This is a genomic window from Mycobacterium shunyiense (assembly GCF_058270035.1).
On sequence record NZ_JBZDPT010000047.1, the window covers coordinates 345595 to 363396 of the forward strand.

Here is a 17802-nt window from a genome sequence, read left to right on the forward strand (position 1 = left end):
GATTGACGGTCATGCGTATCGCCCGTCTGCTCTCCATGCTGCTCGCGATCATGATGACCGGGCTGCTGGTGGCCCCGGGGGCGACCGCCGAGCCGCCGCTGCGCCTGGCCACGCAACTCACCGACAACGCGGGGGTGCTGTCACCGACCCAGCGGGCGAGTGTGGAACGCGCCCTCGACCAGCTCTACGACACCAAACACGTTCAGCTGTGGGTGGTGTTCGTCGAAGACTTCTCCGGGCAGAACTACCTGGGCTGGGCCCAGAACACCATCCGGCTCAGCGATCTGGGCGATGACGACGCGTTGCTCGCGGTGGCCACCAAGGACCGCGCCTATTCCTTCCAGGTTCCCGACACGCTTCCCGGCGGCAATGCCAGGGCCGAAGAGATCCGGCGCGACAGCGTCGAACCGGCGCTGCGACGCCAGGACTGGGCCGGCGCCGCGATCGCCGCCGCAAACGGCCTGAGGACCGAACCGGCCACCAAACCGGTTGCCACGCCCGGCGTGTCATGGTCTGCGATGTTGATCGGCATCGGTGTGGTGCTGGTGCTGTTCGGACTGGTGTGGTGGTGGGCCCGGCGGCGGCGGGCCAAGCGTCGCCGCGCCGAATTCGAGGCCGCCAAACGTGTCGATCCGACCGACGCCAACGCGTTGGCGTCGGTGCCGCTGGAGGCGCTCGACGAGCTTTCCCGTTCGATCGTCGTCGACGTCGACAATGCCGTACGCACCAGTGCGGCCGAATTGGAACTGGCGGTCGAGGAGTTCGGCGCGAACCGCACCGAACCGTTCAGCGCGGCCCTGGAAAACGCGAAAAAAGCTCTGGCTCAAGCCTTCAATGTGCGTCAGACCCTCGACGACGATGCCCCCGAGACGCCGCTGCAGCAGCGTCAGCTGTTGACGCAGGTCGTGGTGTCTGCGGCCAGGGCCGACCGTGAGCTGGAAGCCCAGAGTCAAGCCTTCGAACAGCTACGCGATCTGGTGATCAACGCTCCGGCCCGGCTCGACAACATGACCCAGCAGATGGTCGGCCTGACCGCCCGCCTCGAGCCTGCCCGCGAGACCCTGGACAAACTCCACACCCAGTTCGACGCGGCGGCGCTACGTTCGGTGGAGACCAACGTCGAAACCGCCAAGGAGCGGCTGGCGTTCGCGGACCGCAACATCACCACCGCCCGCAACCTGGTGTCGCGGCCCGCCACCGATCAGACCGCACTGGTGGACGCGGTGCGCTCAGCCGAATCCTCGCTCGACCAGACCCGCGTCCTGCTCGACGCCGTGGACAGCGCGGCTTCCGACATCAACCGGGCGCTGGCCGAGCTGCCCGCGGCCATCACCGACATCCAGGCCGGTATCGATCAGGCGACTTCACTGCTGGCGCAATCGGGTACACCGCAGGCCGACAAGCTCAGCACGGCCCGGGACGCCGCCGTCAAGGCTGCCGATGACGCAAGGGCCAACGGCAAGTCCGATCCGCTGGGCACGTTCACCCGGCTCACCAAGGCCGATGCCGAACTCGATCAGCTGCTGGCCGGGGTGCATGAGCAGCAGGAGGCCGCCGAGCGGCTGGCCCGCGCGCTGGAGCAGGCACTGTTCACCGCCCAGTCACGGATCAAGGCGGTGTCGGACTTCATCGAGACCCGGCGCGGCAGCATCGGGCCGGAGGCCCGCACCCGGCTAGCCGAGGCGCAGCGGCAGCTTCAGGCCGCCGAGGCCAAGCGGGCCGCGAATCCGAACGAGGCGGTGGCGCACGCGAACGGGGCCTCGACGCTGGCCGCACAGGCGCAGGGCCTGGCCAACGACGACGTGCGGGCCGCGCAGCGGTCCTACACCTCGCAGTACGGCGGGGGTGGCGGCTCCGACATGGGCGCCGTGCTCGGCGGCATCCTCATCGGCAACATCCTCCGTGGCGGCGGTGGCGGTTTCGGCGGCGGCTTCGGTGGTGGGTACGGCGGCGGTCGCGGTATGGGCCGTCCGACCTCCTACGGCGGCTCGTCACATTCGTCGGGCCGCAGCTACAGCGGCGGTGGCGGGCGCTTCTAGGCGCGTTTCCTTGGCGAGCAGACGCTCCGGTACCCCGGAACGCGCGACAACGGGTACCGGAGCGTCTGCTCGGCGTCAGAGGGTGAGCACCACCTTGCCGGAAATGGCCCGGTAGGACTGCGCCTCCCCCGCATGTTCCAGCGGGAACGTCGCCGCGATCGTGCGCCTGAGTTTCCCGGCCGTGACGAGGGTGGCGAGCGCGGTGAGTCCCAGCCGGTCCGCCTCGACGAACAGCCGGCCAGCGAACTCTGTTGTGGTGTAATCGATCACTTCATCTGCGCCCAGAGACCGCACGTGACCTTCCGCGTCGGGCACCGTCATCCCGATGACAGACGCTCCGGAGGCCTTGGCGATCTGTACGGCCAAGTGTCCCGCCCCGCCGGCCGGAGCGGTGATCAGCACACGGCTTCCCTCGGCGACGTGGGCGGTATCCACCAAGGCCCGCCACGCTCAGCCCCGCCAGGGGCAGCGCCGCGGCGTGCACATGGTCCAGGTTGTCCGGTTTCAGCACGAACGGTGGCGCCTCCGACCAACACCCCGCTCTCGCGGTTCATGGTGTCGACAGGATTCACCCCTGCGTCGCGCACCCGTACCAGAATCTGGCCCAGACCCGGTTCGGGGCGGTCGACGTCGACGTCGACGTCGTGCAGTACGTCAGGTCCACCGAGTTCGTTTTGACTGATGGCTTTTATGACGCTCAGCCCAGGAACCGGTTGATGTCGTGGGCGAAATCGGTGATGTGCTGGAACAGGAATCCATGTCCGGCATCACTGTAGAGCAACACCTTGGCATCGGGCAGACGCTGCGACATCGCGTAGCTGGCATAGGAATTGATCATCACATCGTGTGCACCGTTGGCCACCAGCACCGGCAGCTTCAGCTCGGCGAGCCGGTCATAGTACCCGCCAAATGCGGCGATGGCGCCAAGCTGCGCGCGGTAGGTGTCCGGCTGGACCGCAGCATGCGAGTGCCCGAGCCGAGTGTCCAAACGACGCAACGACACCATACCCGCCGACCGGCCCTCGTCGGTCTCCGGAAAGAAGAGATACAAGTAGTCCTCGTCATCGTTGACCGCGTGACCGAGGATTTCGCCGACCCGAGGCCCGGGCGCCGGCTGCTCGGGCACCCCGGCCGGGGTGCTGCCCGCAACAATCAAGCGGCGCACCAGCTCCGGGGCCCGCAATGCGATGCCCTGCGCGACAATCCCACCCAGCGACCAGCCGAGCACGTCGACCTGGGGCAGGCCCAACGCGCGGATGAACGCGATCCCGCCGTCGGCGAGGCCGTCGATAGTGGTGGGCGCGGGTCCACTGGATGCGCTGGTCCCCCGGTTGTCGAACACGATGACCTCACGTTCGGCGGCCAGTTCATCGAGCAACTTCGGATCCCAGTGGTCGATCGTGCCGCGCAGCCTCATGCACAGCACGAGCGGAACCGTCCCGGGCCTACCGAAGCGGCGGTAGTGGAAGCGTTCCCCCTCAGGCCCACCGACGAAACGGTCGTCGGCCTGATCGGACAGGTATGGCATCGTGGTTCCCTTCTGGTTGGAATCTCATTCGACGTTCACATCGGGCGGTCTGGTGCGGTATCCGTCAAATGACCATCACCACCGTGGCTTTCCACCGCGGCGCCGAGCAGGAGCCGCAGGATTCTGACGACGCGGTTGATCGAGCACACCGCCGCCGTCGCAGCCAGAAGTCGAGATCGTCCTCCCCCTGCAGCGGGTGGTCGGCGGGCAGGCCCGGAGCGCCCATGTTCGTCCAGTAGATGTGGCGCCGGTCGGTGTCCACCACGATGCCGTCCGGGAAGGTGGCCAGCCCGGTGACGATCGGTGTGATGGAGCCGTCGGCGATGGTGACCCGGACGATCCGTTGCCGCGGAGTTTCAGTGCGATGAGGCGCGTGAACATGTCAGCCCTCAGCCCAAGGTGAGGTCAGTCAGTTCGATGGACACCACGAGTTGCTCTGGGACCGGGTGGTTGTCGGCGTCGCGGACGTAGATCATCCGGGTACGTGGGATCACCAGACCGTCGATCTCATCGAAATCCGAGATGTAGTGCGCGCCCGGGGATCCCCCGGCAATGTCGACCTGGTAGTCGCGTCGCCGGATCAATCCGTCGGCATCGACGTAGAGGATCTGGTGCGGGCTGTGGGTGGCGATGGTGTCGGGATAGTCGACGTGCAGCGTGCGCCACCGCTGCCCGTCCTCGGTCCAGGGTTCACCTTCTTCGGCACGCACTCCGGGGAAGGTGAGGTTGAACGGTTCGGCGGTGTAGGTCCACATGGCATACCCGGTGAAGTACGCCAACTGCAATGTGGTCCAAGGTGTTTCGAGGGCGTGTCCGGAAAATGACGCGCGCGGGTCGTCGAGTACCTCCACCACGTCCCCGTCTGTTGTCTCGATACCCACCCGCTGCGGGGTGTAGGCGGTCTTCAGATCCGGCGCGGTGAAGGGCCCCAGCGAAGTGCGTTGGTCTTTGATCCAGACGGTGATCTCACCGTCGTCGACGATCCCGGGGACGGCCTTGATGTCCCAGATGGCGCCGCCGAACCGCTTGTGTGCGGTGACCGAGGTCAGTTCGCGCCAGCGGTCGACTCCGCCGTAGGTGTTCAGGACAGTGGTGAGCAGGTCGGTCATGAGTTCTCCTTAACGGCCGAGGAATTGGCGGATGTGCTGGCCGAACTCGGCCGGGTACTGGTCGAGGAATCCGTGGCCTGCGTCGGGGTAGATCCGCAGCTGGGCGCCGCGGATCTTCTCCGCCAGCAGGTAGCTGTTCTTGGTGGACATCATGGTGTCGTTGTCGCCGTCGGCGACCAGCGTCGGCTGGGTGATGGCCGAAAGCCGCTCCAGTTTTGACGATTCCGGGATACCCCAGGTCATCAGGGCCTGGTACTGCGCATCACGGCAGGCCAGACTGGTTTCAGGGTCACGGTCGGTGTCGCGGGCATGGGTGCGGGCCAGGTACTCCCGGCCTCGTTGGACGCTCTGGTCGGAGCCGGAGAAGAACAGCGCGATGAATCCCTCGGCGGTGATCTCGTCGGCGCAGGCGTATGTGTAGACGTCCTCGGACCAGCGGTGCAGATCGGGGGCACCCTGCGGCGCGGTGCCCGCGAGCACCAGTCGGCGCGGCAACCGCGGGCGCACCAGGGCGATCTCCTGGGCGATGTGGCCACCGAGTGAGAAGCCCAGCAGGTCCACCGTGGCGATGCCCAGCGCATCGATGAACTTCAGGGCGTCGCGCGCCATATCCGTGACGTTGTCGGGGGTGGTCCCGGTGGAGCCACCGACACCGCGCAGGTCGACGGTGATCACCTCACGGTCGGCGGCCAGAACGTCGAGCAGTGCCGGGTCCCAGTAGTCGAGGTTGCCGCGGAAATGCTGGAGGAGCACCAATGGGGGCACCGTGGCTGATGGGTTACCGACGCGCCGATATGCGAACCGTTCGCCGTCGACCTCGATGTCGAGGTTGAGTGCGTGTGCGGCGCCCACCGCGGTGACGACGTCCGTCATCTGGAATCTCCCTGCCGTTGTCGATGACACCAGCCTCGGGACCCTCGACCCTCCGTGGGTATCCGTCAATTGACCACGCAGCCGAGAGGACGCGGTAGCACCTGGCGATGGTCGTTTGACGGATGACCCAATCGGGTGCTTGAGGTCAGACTTGCAGCCATGCCGTATATGGAGGGCTCCGACGGGGCACAGCTGTACTACAAGGACTGGGGCAGCGGGCCGGCGGTGGTCTTCAGTCATGGCTGGCCGCTCAGTGCCGACGCCTGGGATGTGGAGCTGAAACTGCTTGCCGACAACGGTTTCCGTGCCATCGCTCATGACCGGCGGGGGCATGGCCGGTCCGAGCAGACGTGGTCGGGCAACGACATGGACACCTACGCCGCAGACCTGGCGGCTCTGATCGACGGACTCGGATTGTCCGATGTCGTCGTGGTGGGGCACTCCACCGGAGGTGGCGAGGTGGTGCGGTACGCAGCGCGCCACCGCACTGGCCGGGTGCGCAAGGTGATCACTGTCGGCGCGGTACCACCGGTGATGCTGGCATCAGCGGAAAACCCTGAGGGCACACCGCTGTCGGTGTTCGACGACATCCGGGCCCGGGTCCTGGCCGACCGGTCCGCGTATTGGCGGGAACTCGCGGTGGCGTTCTACGGTTTCAACCGGGACGGTGCCGCTGTCTCACAGGGATTGATCGACCATTTCTGGCTGCAGGGCATGCAGGCAGGGCTGGCATCGGCGTACGACTGTGTCAAAGCGTTCTCGGAGACCGACCTGGCCGAGGACCTTCGAGCCCTCGATGTGCCGATCCTGATTGCCCACGGTGACGATGATCAGATCGTCCCGATCCACGATGCAGCGTCGAAGGCGATCGAGCTGGTGCGGTACGGCACCCTACGCGTGTATCCGGGTGCCTCGCACGGGATTCACGGTGACTATCAGCAGCAGTTGGGTCGCGACCTGCTGGACTTCATCCGGAGTTGAGCGTGTCGATGAGGGTGACGTCCCGGGTGGTTACGCCGACGCCGTCACGCCGCCGGAATACCACCAGTGCATGCTCACCGGTGGATTTCTCGATGAACCGGTAGCTGCGGCGTTTGGTGGTGGCCCGGTGTTTGTGACCCCACTGCCCCATCGCGGCGAGCACCGGCACCAGATCATGCCCGGCGTCGGTGAGCACGTAGCGACTGCGCGTTCGCTCGCCGGGCTCCCGGTAATCCTCGACCGCCAGGATGCCGGCGTCCACCAGCTCGGCCAGTCGCGCGCTCAGCACATCGGAGGCCACCCCCAGCCGTTCCCGGAACTCGGAGAACCGGGACCGGCCCAGCAATGCCTCACGGATGATCAGGATGGCCCACCGCTGCCCCAGCACCGCCATGGTGCGGGCGATCGGGCAGGCGTCGTCGGACCACGGGTCGGTGCGCATCCTCACACTCTACCTGGGTTGGCAATGCCAATTCAGCCTGCTAACTTGGCGAGGGTGATAATCGGTCGGTCAGCCGAGTTGGCCAGCGTCACCGACACGCTCGCCACGATCTCCACCACCGGCACAGCGCTGGTCGTCGATGGTGAGGCCGGCATCGGCAAGTCCACGTTGCTATCGGCGATCGCCGACTGGGCGGTGGCCAACGGCTACCGCAGACTTGGCTGTTCGGGCCTGCAAAGCCAGAGCGAGGTGGGCTTCGCCGGCGTCCACGAACTCATCCACCCGGTGCTCGACCACACCGCAGCACTGCCACCCCGCCAACGCACGGCCCTGCTGACCGCCTTCGGGCTGGACGACGGTCCGACACCGGACCGGCTGCTGGTCAGTCTCGCGGTGCTCGGTCTCCTCGAAGAAGCCGCCAGCCGACGCCGAATCATCCTGATCATCGATGACGTGCAGTGGCTGGACCAATCCTCACTGGAGGTTCTGGCGTTCGTCGCGCGCCGACTCGGTAACGCACCGCTGATGATGTTGTGTGCCGAACGCACGGGACTCGACGGCGCCGCACCGTATCTGGACGGTCTACCTCGATTGTCACTGGGCCCACTGGCTCCCGAACACGCCCGACAACTGTTGAACACCACCGCACAGCACGCGGACACCTTGCTGCAGCAGCGGGTGCTCGACCAGGCGGGTGGCAACCCGCTGGCAGTCATCGAGCTGTCCGGCGCCGTCGACGAGCGCGGCAACAGCGCGGTTTTCTCCGGTGAGCCGCTGCCCACCACCCGCCGGGTCGAACGGGCCTTCCTGTCCCAGCTCGACGGGCTGACCGACAACAGTCGCCTGCTGCTGTTACTGATCGCGTCCAGTGATGGGCAGCTGCGTGACATCGACGTCGCAACCGATCTTCTCGGCCTGGCACTCACCGATGAACTGGCCCCGCTGGAGCGGGCGGGTCTGATCACAGCGAGCGGCGGCCGGCTCCACATGCGCCATCCGCTGATTCGGTCGACGGTCTATGGCTCGGCCCCACTGGCCGCGAGGACCGTCGTTCACCGGGCACTCGCCGATGCGACGGTCGACCCGGTCCGTGCAGCGTGGCACCGCGCCGAAGCCACCTTCGGCACCGACGAGCAGGTGGCCACGGACCTCGAAGCCGCCGCCCGCCAGGCCCACGCGCGCGGTGCAGGCGCCGAATCCGCCGCCGCCCTGCGCCGGGCAGCCGTATTGTCCCCCGATCCCGCCGCCCGGGTGCGGCGGTTGGCCGAAGCTGCCGAGATCGCCCGTAGCTCCGGGCTGACCGCCGAGTCCATCAGCATTCTCGGCGAAGCCGAGAGTCTGGGTGACCAGCATTGCAGCACAGGGCAATTGGTGCTCACCCGATTCGTCCTCAACGTCACCGCCGCGATACCGGGCCAGTCGGCCACCGAACTCGTCGCGCTCGCCGGCAAGTTCAGTGACGGCGACATCGAACAGCGTCGGTTGCTGTGGGCTGCAGCCATCGAGTGCCGCCTGCACGGCCTCGCCGAGGAACCCCGTCGCGACGTCGTTGCGGCCCTTCGCCACCTCGATGACGGCGCAGACGATCCGGTGGTGCGCATGGCATTGGCGTTGGTGGACGACACCGGCGCCGGTCAGGACCTGCGCACACGCCTGCCCCGGCTGATCGACGAAGTTGCCGACGACCCCCTGTTGCTGATGGCGCTGGGGTTCGCCGCCGAGGCGGTCGCCGACCGCATACATGCGCTGCAGTGCTGGAACCGCGTGCAGAGCTTATCCAGGACATCAGGGTCAGCTGCCGACGAATGCGAAAGTCAACGCGGTGCAGCGCAACTGCTGTTGGGACAAGGCCGCATCCAGGCCGCGGCAATCGCTGCCGAGAATGCGCTGCGGCTGGCTCAGGACATCAACCTGCCGATGACCGCGGCCTCGGCGGCGGCCACTCTCGCCCGGGTGCAGGTATGGCAGGGCCGGTTCGATCAGGCCCGCGAGACGGTTGCCACGGCGCGTCGGCTGCTGGCGCCCGACCCGGCGATCCTGTGGCATGACGATGCGCACTGGGCGGCGGGTCTGCTGGCGCTCTGCACCGCCGACCCAGCCGACGCATTGGGACACCTGTTGAAGATGACTGGGCACCGGACCTCGCGGCGGTGGGCCATCGCCGATCTCGCCGAGGCTGCGGCCGGAAATGACCGCGCCGACCTGGTGCGGCCGCTGCTCGCTGACATCGAGGATCAAGCCCGACAGCTGGGAACAGGCCTGGAATTGATGCTCACGCATCGTGCACACGCGCTCCTGGCACAGACCGATGCCGAGGCGCAAGAGCATTTCCTGGCCGCCCTGGCCGCTGGCGATGACGCGGCTGCCGAACTCGAAACGGCCCGAACGCATCTGGCATATGGGCAATGGCTGCGTAGACAACGCCGGATCACCGAGGCTCGCACCCACCTGTCGTCGGCGCTGGCCGTGTTCGACGCTGCCGGCGCGGCGCCGTTCGCCGACCGGGCCGCCGCCGAGCTGCGTGCCGCGGGCGTGGCCATTGCCGGTACGCCCCGCCAGGGGCCGGTTTCCAGCCTGACCTCCCAAGAACTTCACATCGCTCAATTAGCCGCCGCCGGCCTGACCAACCGGGAGATCGCCGACCGCATCTACGTTTCACACCGCACCGTCGCGGCCCACCTTTACAAGATGTTCCCCAAACTGGGCATCACCAACCGCAATCAACTGCATACCGTGCTGGACGAACAGTAGTCGTTTCACCGATACCTACGACGCCCACCTTCGATGTGTGCTGAGGACAACCCAAAGGAGATCGACATGACAACAGCAGGGACCCCGGTGAAGGGTGCGGTCGCCCTGGTAACCGGCGGACAGCAAGGCCTGGGTAAGGCGATCGTCGCTGCGTTGCTGGAAGCCGGCGCAGCCAAGGTGTATTCGACCAGCCGCCGCAGCGGAAGCAGCGATGACCCGAGGGTGGTCGTGGTGCAGGCTGACATCACCGAGACCGAGTCCGTAAAGCACCTGGCGCGGGTCGCCGCCGACGCCACCATCGTGGTGAACAACGCCGGCACCCTCGGTGGCCAGTCCCTGGTACGCGATGACCTCGACGATATCCGCGCGGTCCTGGAAACCAACTTCTTCGGCGCGATCCGGGTCACGCAGGCCTTTGCACCGCTCCTTGCCGGCAAGGGCGGTACCATCGTCAACATCGCCTCGGTCCTGTCCTGGCTACCCGGCTACGGTTCGTACGGTGTGTCCAAGGCCGCGCTGTGGTCGGCGACGAATTCGGTGCGACAGGAGTTGAAAGAGCAGGGCACCAACGTGATCGGAGCCTACCTCGGCTACACCGACACCGACATGATCGCCGATCTCGATGTCCCCAAGAACTCCCCCGACGATGTGGCTCGCCAGATCGTCGACGGAATCATCTCTGGCGTACCGGAAGTCCTGGCCGACGACCTCACCCGTCAGGTACACGCACCCATGTTCCCGGTCGCCTAATGTCCGCCTACCGCGCCTACCAAGTCACCGGACAACGGCAATTCGCACTCGTCGAACGTGAGATTGTCCCACCCGCACCTGGCCACGTCAGGGTCCGGGTACACAGCTGCGGTGTCTGCCACAGCGATGTGCTGGCCGTCGAGGGCCTGCGTGCCGACCCGCAGCAACCGGTGGTGCCCGGTCACGAGATCGTCGGCGTCATCGATGCCGTCGGCGACGGTGTCCATACCTGGGTGCCCGGCAACCGAGTGGGCCTGGGATTCCTCGGCGGGCAATGCAATGAGTGTGAGTTCTGCCGCCGCGGGGACTTCGTCAACTGCACCGATCAGCCGACGCCCGGCACCAGCGTGGACGGCGGGTACGCCGAGATCGTCTACGCACGTGCCACCGGACTGGTGCGGGTACCGGATGCTCTCGACGCGTCGGTGGCCGCTCCCCTGCTGTGCGCAGGAATCACCACGTTCAACGCGCTGCGTCACGTTCCGGCTGCGCCGGGTGCATTGGTCGGTGTCCAGGGCCTGGGCGGACTGGGCCACCTCGGCGTGCAATACGCTCATGCACTGGGGTTCCGGGTCGTGGCGATCGCGCGCGGACCCGAAAAAGCTCAACTGGCAACCGATCTCGGCGCGGACATCTACATCGACAGCGCTGCCGAAGACCCGGGCGCTGCGCTAACCGCGCTCGGCGGAGCCGCCGCTGTAGTAGCTACCGCAGCCAGCGGGGCCTCGATGAGCCCGTTGGTAGCCGGGCTGGCTCCCCGCGGGCAGCTCGTCGTGGTCGGCGCCGCACCGGATCCGATCGAAGTGAGCACCTCGGAGCTGATCTTCGGGGGACGGAGCATCGTCGGCAGCCTCACCGGATCGGCTGCCGAGAACGAGGACAATCTGGCGTTCAGCGTTGCCAACGGCATTGCGCCGATGATCGAGCCGGTCCCATTCAAGGATGCCCCGAAAGCATACGACCGCATGATGAGCGGCAAGGCCCGGTTCCGGGTGGTCCTGGAGATCGCAAGGTGAGCACCTTCGTCGAACATCTGAGCCGTCGACTGCTGATCAGCCTTCCCGACAGTTATGAGGATGCGCGTGATCGCTACGAAACACTGGTTCCCACAGTAAATCTCGCGGCGTTCACCAAGGCGACCAACTGGGACGACGTTCTTTCCGAGGCAAAACGGCAAGCACCACATGGCTTTCTGCGGTACTTCAGCACCGAAGTCGCACCGGCGATGAGCGGCTCAGCATCGGCATGGACGTGCAGCGAGTACCTGATGGGTAATCACACCATCGCCGAACGTATGTACCGGTACGACCCTGGCGTCATGTTGCATGCTCCGCTGCGCACGCTGTTGTACGACGCCGGGCACGGCACTGTCTTCGCAGTCGACCAGCCCAGCCTGTTGTTCGGCAGTTACGGCCAACCCGAGATCGCAGCTGTCGGAATAGAACTCGACGGTCTACTGGCGAATCTGATCGAACTGCTAGGCGGCAAGCTGCCTCGTACCGAAAGCAGGTGACGATATGAACACCATGTCCGCGGTCGGCTCCTTCGCGGGACTGTCGATCGACGACCCACAATCATTGCAGGACATCACCGTCGAACTACCCACCCTGCGGCCGCACGACATCCTGGTTCGGGTGCTTGCCGTTTCGGTGAACCCGGTCGACATCAAACGACGAGCTGCGCTGCAGGTCTCGGATGTCCCGACAATCCTCGGCTACGACGCCGCAGGCATCGTCGAGGCGATCGGGCCGGCAGTTACCACACTCGCCGTCGGCGACGAGGTCTGGTACGCGGGCGATGTCAGCCGTGCGGGCACCAATGCGGAGTTCCACGCGGTCGATGAACGCATCGCGGCGCGCAAACCGGCATCGCTGTCGTTCGCCGATGCGGCGGCGCTGCCGCTGACGACCATCACAGCCTGGGAGGCGCTGTTTGAGCGGTTCGCTCTGACCGCCGACTCCACCGGCGACCTGTTGGTGCTCGGCGCGGCCGGCGGCGTGGGTTCGATCATGGTCCAGCTCGCCAAGGCATTGACCGGTGTGCGGGTCATCGCCACCGCCAGCCGGGACGAATCCCGGTCCTGGGCAACCACTCTGGGCGCGGACGTGGTGATCAACCACCACCGCCTACGCGACGAGGCACTGGCCGTCGCCCCCGACGGAATCGACTATCTCTTCTCACCGCATTCAGCGGGCAACGTCGACACCTATGCCGAGATCACGCGTCCGTTCGGACACATCACCGCCATCGACGATCCCGTTGGCCTCGACCTCGGGGCACTGAAAGCCAAGAGCATCGCCTGGCACTGGGAGCTGATGTTCACCCGGCCCCTGTTCGAGTACGACATGACCTATCAGCAGCAGTTGCTCATTCGCACAGCACAATTGGTCGACGAGGGCACCATTCGCAGCACAGTGACCAAGACAATCGACGGCTTCGACGCGGCTGGGCTGCGAGAAGCCCACCGTGATGTCGAGTCGGGCCGTATGGTGGGCAAGGTCGTGGTCACCCGTTCTTGACTCTGTGATCCGACGCGGGGCGGCACTCGCATTGCGGGTGCCGTCCGGTGTACGCGACAAGCCTGTCCAGTGCTGCCGCATCGGTGGTGACGGGCACGGGTTCGTCGAACCCGGCGGTGCGGCGACTGTCGGGAGTGATGATCTGACGGGCCAGGCCGAGCACGAAGTCGGCATGCGCGGCGGTGATGGGCAGTGGGCGGTGCAATGCCTGAGCGAAGTCCCATCCGTGCACCACGAGTTCGATCGACAGTACACCCAGCGCCAGGCGGGCGGCGGTGACATGGCCGGCGAAGACTACGTCACCATCGGTACCCCGACGCCGCCAGGCTTCGATCGTGGTTTCGGCCGCGTCTGCGACGCGAACGTCGATCGGCCGACCATCCGTCACCGAAACGTCCTCGCCCGCCGAATCACCCACCATCGTCACGGTTCCGACCAGATGATCAGCGAGACCGGCCACATCGAAACCCTCACACGGAGTGGGTAGGTGCAGCATGTCGACGGTGATCGTGCCGAGTACCGGCACCAGTGCCGCCAACGCCACCTCGGCGCTCGATAGTTCGTCCATGCCAAGGAATTCTTGTCGGTCCGTGTCCTTCCCGGCATACGACACCTGACTGCAATTCGCAGGCTCAAACCCGCCTCTGTCAGCCGGGATCGGTGACGGCCGCACGGAAGTCGACGTCCGCCGAACAACCGTCAATGTGCTCATACCGCGTCCGTCAGAGATCTGGTGACGTGGTGGCTTAGACGCTCAATCAACCGAGAGGCACTGAAACGATGTCTGCTACCTACCGTTCTGTTGAGGTCGTGGAACCCGGCGGCGCACTGCACCTCGTGGATCGGCCGGTGCCGGAGCCGGCCACCGGTGAGGTCCGGGTACGGGTCGAGGCCTGCGGGGTGTGCCATTCGGACTCGCAGATCGCCGCAGGGTATCTGCCCGGCACCGTGTTCCCGGTGACACCGGGGCATGAAGTTGCCGGTCACATCGAGGCGATCGGTCCAGGCGTCATCGACTGGCACCTCGGCGATCGGGTCGCCATCGGTTGGTTCGGTTTCTACTGCGGAACCTGCTACCGCTGCCGGCGCGGCGACTTCGTACACTGCCAGCGGTCCAAGATCACCGGGGCTGCTTTCCCCGGCGGCTATGCCGAGACGCTCATTGTGCACCAGTCGGGCCTGGCGCGAATTCCCGATGTTCTCAGCGCTATTGAGGCCGCACCGTTGGCGTGCGCCGGCGTGACGATGTTCAACTCGCTGCGGCACACGGGTGCGCGGCCCGGCGACCTGGTCGCGATCCTGGGCATCGGGGGGCTGGGACACCTCGGTGTGCAGTTCGCGGCCCGGATGGGATTCGAAACTGTCGCCATCGCCCGCGGTGCCGAAAAGGAGGTCATGGCACGCCAACTCGGTGCACATCACTACATCGACGCCACCGAAGCCGATGTAGCAGCGGAACTGCGCAAGCTCGGCGGCGCCCGGGTCGTCGCCGCCACCGCCACGAATCGGGCGGCGATCAACGCCACAGTCGACGGTCTGGCCCCGCATGGGGAACTGCTGACGCTGGCCGTGCTGGACGAGGCGCTCGATGTCACACCACTGCAACTGATCAACAGTTCAGGGACCGTGCACGGACATCCCGCGGGCGTCGCGGCCGACACCGAAGACACCCTCGAATTCGCTGCCCTACACGGGATCCGGCCATGGGTTGAGCCGATGCCACTGAGCGACGCCGCCGCCGGATACGACCGGATGATGCAAAACAAGGCGCGTTTCCGGGTCGTGCTCACGATGGCGGACTCTGCGAATGCTAGGTGAGCATCCCCAGGAGTTGGTTGAAGCACTCCGCCATCGAAGGGTGCGTGTAGATCTCGTCACGCAGAGCGGCGGCCGTGATCCCATGCCGCATCGCCAGCGCGACCAGATTGATGATCTCCTGGGCATCGTGGCACAGCAGAGCGGCACCCAGGATCTGGTCGGTGGCAGCATCGACCACCACCTTCATCATCCCGGCGGTCTGGCCGACGATGCGGGCCCGGGCCACGGTGGCCAGCTCGACCACGGGGCTCGCAGCGACGCGGATGTCGTAACCTGCGGCGCGGGCCTGGGATTCGGTCAGACCGACCCGGCCCAGCGGTGGCGTGAGGAATAGGCAGTTGGGTACCGCAACCCGCTGTGAGGCGCTCCGGGGCGCGGCGGCACCGGTGAGCTGATCGAGAACAATGCGATAGTCGTCGAGAGAAATGTAAGTGAACTGCGGCCCACCATTGACGTCGCCGACGGCGAAAATGTGCGGTGCACTGGTGCGGCGGTGATCGTCGACCACGATCGCGCCGGCGTCGGTAATCTCCACCCCGGCCAGGTCGAGCCCCAAATCGGCGGTCTTGGGTTTGCGGCCGAGCGCAACGAGTACATTGTCCGCGTCGACAGTGGCGGAACCGCCGTGGATCAGATACTCCACTCGCGCCGCCGGCGGACCGCCAGGACGCATGATCGTCTGTACCCCAACCACACTCGCCTCCGTGATGATGTCAACCCCACGATCGCCCAACAGTGAACGGGCTGCGCCGGCGACATCGGAGTCCTCGTTCGCCAGCACCGCTGGACGTTGTTCCAGCACAGTGACAGCGCTACCGAACCCGGCGTACATCGATGCGAACTCCAGACCGATGTAGCCGCCGCCCAGCACCACCAACCGGTCCGGCCGCGCGGCCAGCCGCAGCAGTTCCGCGCTGGTGACCGCCACCGGACAGTCGTGCAGCCCCGGCAGGTCCGGAATCACTGGCGTCGACCCGGTACCAATGACGATCCTCTGAGCGGTAACCACTACGGGTCCGGTGTCGGTGCTGACGACCACGCTGTGGGCGTCGACGAAGCGCGCCCTTCCGGTCAGCACCGTCGCCGTGCGCACGAGGGAGGCCAGGTTTACGGCGCGCAAGCCCGCGGTAAGGCGCTCCACCGACGCGACCCCGTCGGCATACGCTGAGGCGCCGGACACGCCGGGCACACGCTGCTCGCCGTGATAGACCATCGACTTGGTCGGGATGCACCCCGTGTTGATGCATGTGCCGCCGTACATCGCGGCCGACTCCTCGACCAGGACCACGTGCTGGCCGAATTTGCCCATATCGGCGGCCAGGGTTTTACCGCCTTTGCCGAAGCCGATGACCAGAAGGTCGGCGTCGATACGTTTCTGTGCTGGACTCGGTTCCATGCCGAAGATGTTGGCCCAGGTGCAGTGCGATCAGGTATCCGTACGATGACTTATTCCAGCGATGTGGTGATCGGCCGAATCCCGGTGTGTCACTGCCAGACACGCACGCTGGCGACAGACTCAAGCGCCCTTGAGCCGCACCGCCAGGTAATCCGACACCTTGTCCAGCGCGATGCGCTCCTGGGTCATGGCGTCGCGCTCACGGATGGTGACCGCGTTGTCCTCCAGGGTGTCGAAATCGACTGTCACGCAATACGGGGTGCCGATCTCGTCCTGGCGGCGGTAGCGCCGGCCGATCGCACCGGCGTCGTCGAATTCGACGTTCCAGTTACGGCGCAACTCCGCGGCCAGGTCGCGGGCCTTGGGTGACAGGTCGGCATTGCGCGACAACGGCAGCACCGCGGCCTTGACCGGGGCCAGGCGCGGGTCGAGCTTGAGCACCGTGCGCTTGTCCACGCCGCCCTTGGCGTTCGGGGCCTCGTCCTCGGTGTAGGAGTCGACCAAAAACGCCATCAGCGAGCGGGTCAGACCGGCTGCCGGCTCGATCACGTACGGCACGTAGCGGGTGTCGGCGCCCTGATCGTAGAACGACAGGTCGACACCGGAATGCTTTGCATGCGTGGACAAGTCGAAGTTTGTCCGGTTGGCGATGCCCTCCAGCTCACCCCACGGGTTGCCGGCGAAGCCGAACTTGTACTCGATGTCGACAGTGCCGTCGGAGTAGTGCGACAACTTCTCCTTCGGGTGGTCGTACAGACGCAGATTGTCCCGATTGATACCGAGGTCGACGTACCACTGCAGCCGCGTCTCGATCCAGTACTTGTGCCACTCCGGCGCGGTCGAGGGCTCGACGAAGAACTCCATCTCCATCTGCTCGAACTCGCGGGTGCGGAAGATGAAGTTGCCCGGGGTGATCTCGTTGCGGAAGCTCTTGCCGATCTGGCCGATACCGAATGGCGGCTTCTTGCGCGCCGTGGTCACCACGTTCGCGAAGTTGACGAAGATGCCCTGGGCGGTCTCCGGGCGCAGGTAGTGCAGACCTTCCTCCGACTCGATCGGGCCGAGGTAGGTCTTGAGCATCATGTTGAAGTCGCGCGGCTCGGTCCACTGCCCCTTGGTGCCGCAGTCGGGGCAGACGATCTCGTCCATGGAGACAGAGTCAGGGTCATCGAGACCCTTCTTGGCCGCGTAGGCCTCCTGCATGTGGTCCTGACGATGACGCTTGTGGCAGTTCAGGCACTCCACCAGCGGGTCGTTGAAGACGTCGACGTGACCGGAGGCCACCCACACCTGGCGCGGCAGGATGATCGCGCTGTCGAGGCCGACGACGTCGTCGCGGCCCGTGACCATCGACTTCCACCATTGGCGCTTGATGTTCTCCTTGAGCTCGACACCCAGTGGGCCGTAATCCCACGCGGACTTGGTGCCGCCGTAGATTTCTCCGGACTGGAAGACCAGGCCGCGGCGTTTCGCCAGGTTCGCAACGGTGTCGATGATGGATGCCACGGTGCATCAGAGTAGCGACCGGCGCGCCGGCAGCGATAATCCACCGCGCCCGGCGGAGCGGTTGACATGCAATATCGCGCATGTATCCTG

Annotated in this window: 17 protein-coding genes; 8 read left to right on the forward strand and 9 right to left on the reverse strand. The window is 66.0% G+C overall.

The features are described from left to right. Window positions 1-11: 11 nt before the first annotated feature. The gene (locus tag AC4ELS_RS28865; RefSeq protein WP_135358878.1) at window positions 12-2039 is read left to right on the forward strand and encodes a TPM domain-containing protein; all 2028 of its coding nucleotides are present in this window, start codon (window positions 12-14) and stop codon (window positions 2037-2039) included. A 75-nt stretch (window positions 2040-2114) separates the two neighbouring features. Here AC4ELS_RS28865 and AC4ELS_RS28870 read toward each other — a convergent pair whose 3' ends face one another. The 5 genes from AC4ELS_RS28870 to AC4ELS_RS28890 form a co-directional block, all read right to left on the reverse strand. Beyond that, the gene (locus AC4ELS_RS28870) at window positions 2115-2474 is read right to left on the reverse strand and encodes a zinc-binding dehydrogenase (RefSeq protein ID WP_055115379.1); all 360 of its coding nucleotides are present in this window, start codon (window positions 2472-2474) and stop codon (window positions 2115-2117) included. A gap of 262 nt (window positions 2475-2736) precedes the next feature. Continuing rightward, entirely contained in the window at window positions 2737-3567 is an 831-nt protein-coding gene (locus tag AC4ELS_RS28875; protein ID WP_055115381.1) for an alpha/beta fold hydrolase, read from the reverse strand. A gap of 64 nt (window positions 3568-3631) precedes the next feature. Beyond that, on the reverse strand, window positions 3632-3832 hold the full coding sequence (locus AC4ELS_RS28880) for a hypothetical protein (protein WP_055115383.1): 201 nt from the start codon (window positions 3830-3832) through the stop codon (window positions 3632-3634). A 124-nt stretch (window positions 3833-3956) separates the two neighbouring features. Beyond that, complete coding sequence (locus AC4ELS_RS28885; protein ID WP_448443446.1) at window positions 3957-4676, reverse strand: hypothetical protein; 720 nt, start codon at window positions 4674-4676, stop codon at window positions 3957-3959. A gap of 9 nt (window positions 4677-4685) precedes the next feature. Further along, window positions 4686-5549, reverse strand: a complete 864-nt coding sequence (locus tag AC4ELS_RS28890) for an alpha/beta fold hydrolase (RefSeq protein ID WP_055115387.1) — start codon at window positions 5547-5549, stop codon at window positions 4686-4688. Window positions 5550-5708: 159 nt separating this feature from the next. Between AC4ELS_RS28890 and AC4ELS_RS28895 the strand changes: the two genes are divergently transcribed. Beyond that, complete coding sequence (locus tag AC4ELS_RS28895; RefSeq protein ID WP_029121336.1) at window positions 5709-6530, forward strand: alpha/beta fold hydrolase; 822 nt, start codon at window positions 5709-5711, stop codon at window positions 6528-6530. Here the strand turns inward: AC4ELS_RS28895 and AC4ELS_RS28900 are convergent. Beyond that, window positions 6517-6972, reverse strand: coding sequence for a winged helix-turn-helix transcriptional regulator (locus AC4ELS_RS28900; RefSeq protein ID WP_029121335.1), 456 nt, complete (start codon window positions 6970-6972; stop codon window positions 6517-6519). The genes AC4ELS_RS28895 and AC4ELS_RS28900 overlap by 14 nt on opposite strands. Before the next feature lie 54 nt (window positions 6973-7026). On the opposite strand from AC4ELS_RS28900, the gene AC4ELS_RS28905 reads away from it, so the two are divergent. The 5 genes from AC4ELS_RS28905 (at window position 7027) to AC4ELS_RS28925 (ending at window position 12992) form a co-directional block, all read left to right on the forward strand. After that, window positions 7027-9723, forward strand: a complete 2697-nt coding sequence (locus AC4ELS_RS28905; RefSeq protein WP_225504959.1) for a helix-turn-helix transcriptional regulator — start codon at window positions 7027-7029, stop codon at window positions 9721-9723. A gap of 66 nt (window positions 9724-9789) precedes the next feature. After that, window positions 9790-10473 (forward strand): SDR family oxidoreductase, encoded by a 684-nt coding sequence (locus tag AC4ELS_RS28910; RefSeq protein WP_055120381.1) that lies wholly within the window; start codon window positions 9790-9792, stop codon window positions 10471-10473. After that, window positions 10473-11489, forward strand: coding sequence for an alcohol dehydrogenase catalytic domain-containing protein (locus AC4ELS_RS28915; RefSeq protein ID WP_499050397.1), 1017 nt, complete (start codon window positions 10473-10475; stop codon window positions 11487-11489). Before AC4ELS_RS28910 ends, AC4ELS_RS28915 begins: the two co-directional genes overlap by 1 nt. Continuing rightward, window positions 11486-11986, forward strand: coding sequence for a DUF302 domain-containing protein (locus tag AC4ELS_RS28920; protein WP_081286226.1), 501 nt, complete (start codon window positions 11486-11488; stop codon window positions 11984-11986). The genes AC4ELS_RS28915 and AC4ELS_RS28920 overlap by 4 nt, the downstream gene beginning before the upstream one ends. Window positions 11987-11990: 4 nt before the next feature. Then, window positions 11991-12992: a zinc-binding alcohol dehydrogenase family protein gene (locus AC4ELS_RS28925; RefSeq protein ID WP_055115393.1), complete on the forward strand. Its 1002-nt coding sequence runs from the start codon at window positions 11991-11993 to the stop codon at window positions 12990-12992. On the opposite strand, the gene AC4ELS_RS28930 is transcribed toward AC4ELS_RS28925, so the two are convergent. Then, on the reverse strand, window positions 12979-13560 hold the full coding sequence (locus AC4ELS_RS28930; RefSeq protein WP_055115395.1) for a TIGR03086 family metal-binding protein: 582 nt from the start codon (window positions 13558-13560) through the stop codon (window positions 12979-12981). The two genes, AC4ELS_RS28925 and AC4ELS_RS28930, sit on opposite strands and share 14 nt — an antisense overlap. 212 nt (window positions 13561-13772) lie before the next feature. Here AC4ELS_RS28930 and AC4ELS_RS28935 point away from each other — a divergent pair, with 212 nt between their 5' ends. Further along, on the forward strand, window positions 13773-14810 hold the full coding sequence (locus AC4ELS_RS28935; RefSeq protein WP_055115397.1) for an alcohol dehydrogenase: 1038 nt from the start codon (window positions 13773-13775) through the stop codon (window positions 14808-14810). Here AC4ELS_RS28935 and AC4ELS_RS28940 read toward each other — a convergent pair. Together AC4ELS_RS28940 and AC4ELS_RS28945 are read right to left on the reverse strand one after the other, a co-directional pair. Next, window positions 14803-16206 carry an FAD-dependent oxidoreductase gene (locus AC4ELS_RS28940; protein WP_055115399.1) on the reverse strand — a complete coding sequence of 468 codons (1404 nt, stop codon included), beginning with the start codon at window positions 16204-16206 and terminating at the stop codon, window positions 14803-14805. The two genes, AC4ELS_RS28935 and AC4ELS_RS28940, sit on opposite strands and share 8 nt — an antisense overlap. Window positions 16207-16326: 120 nt before the next feature. Then, window positions 16327-17712 (reverse strand): glycine--tRNA ligase, encoded by a 1386-nt coding sequence (locus AC4ELS_RS28945; protein WP_499050400.1) that lies wholly within the window; start codon window positions 17710-17712, stop codon window positions 16327-16329. Window positions 17713-17802 lie beyond the last annotated feature (90 nt).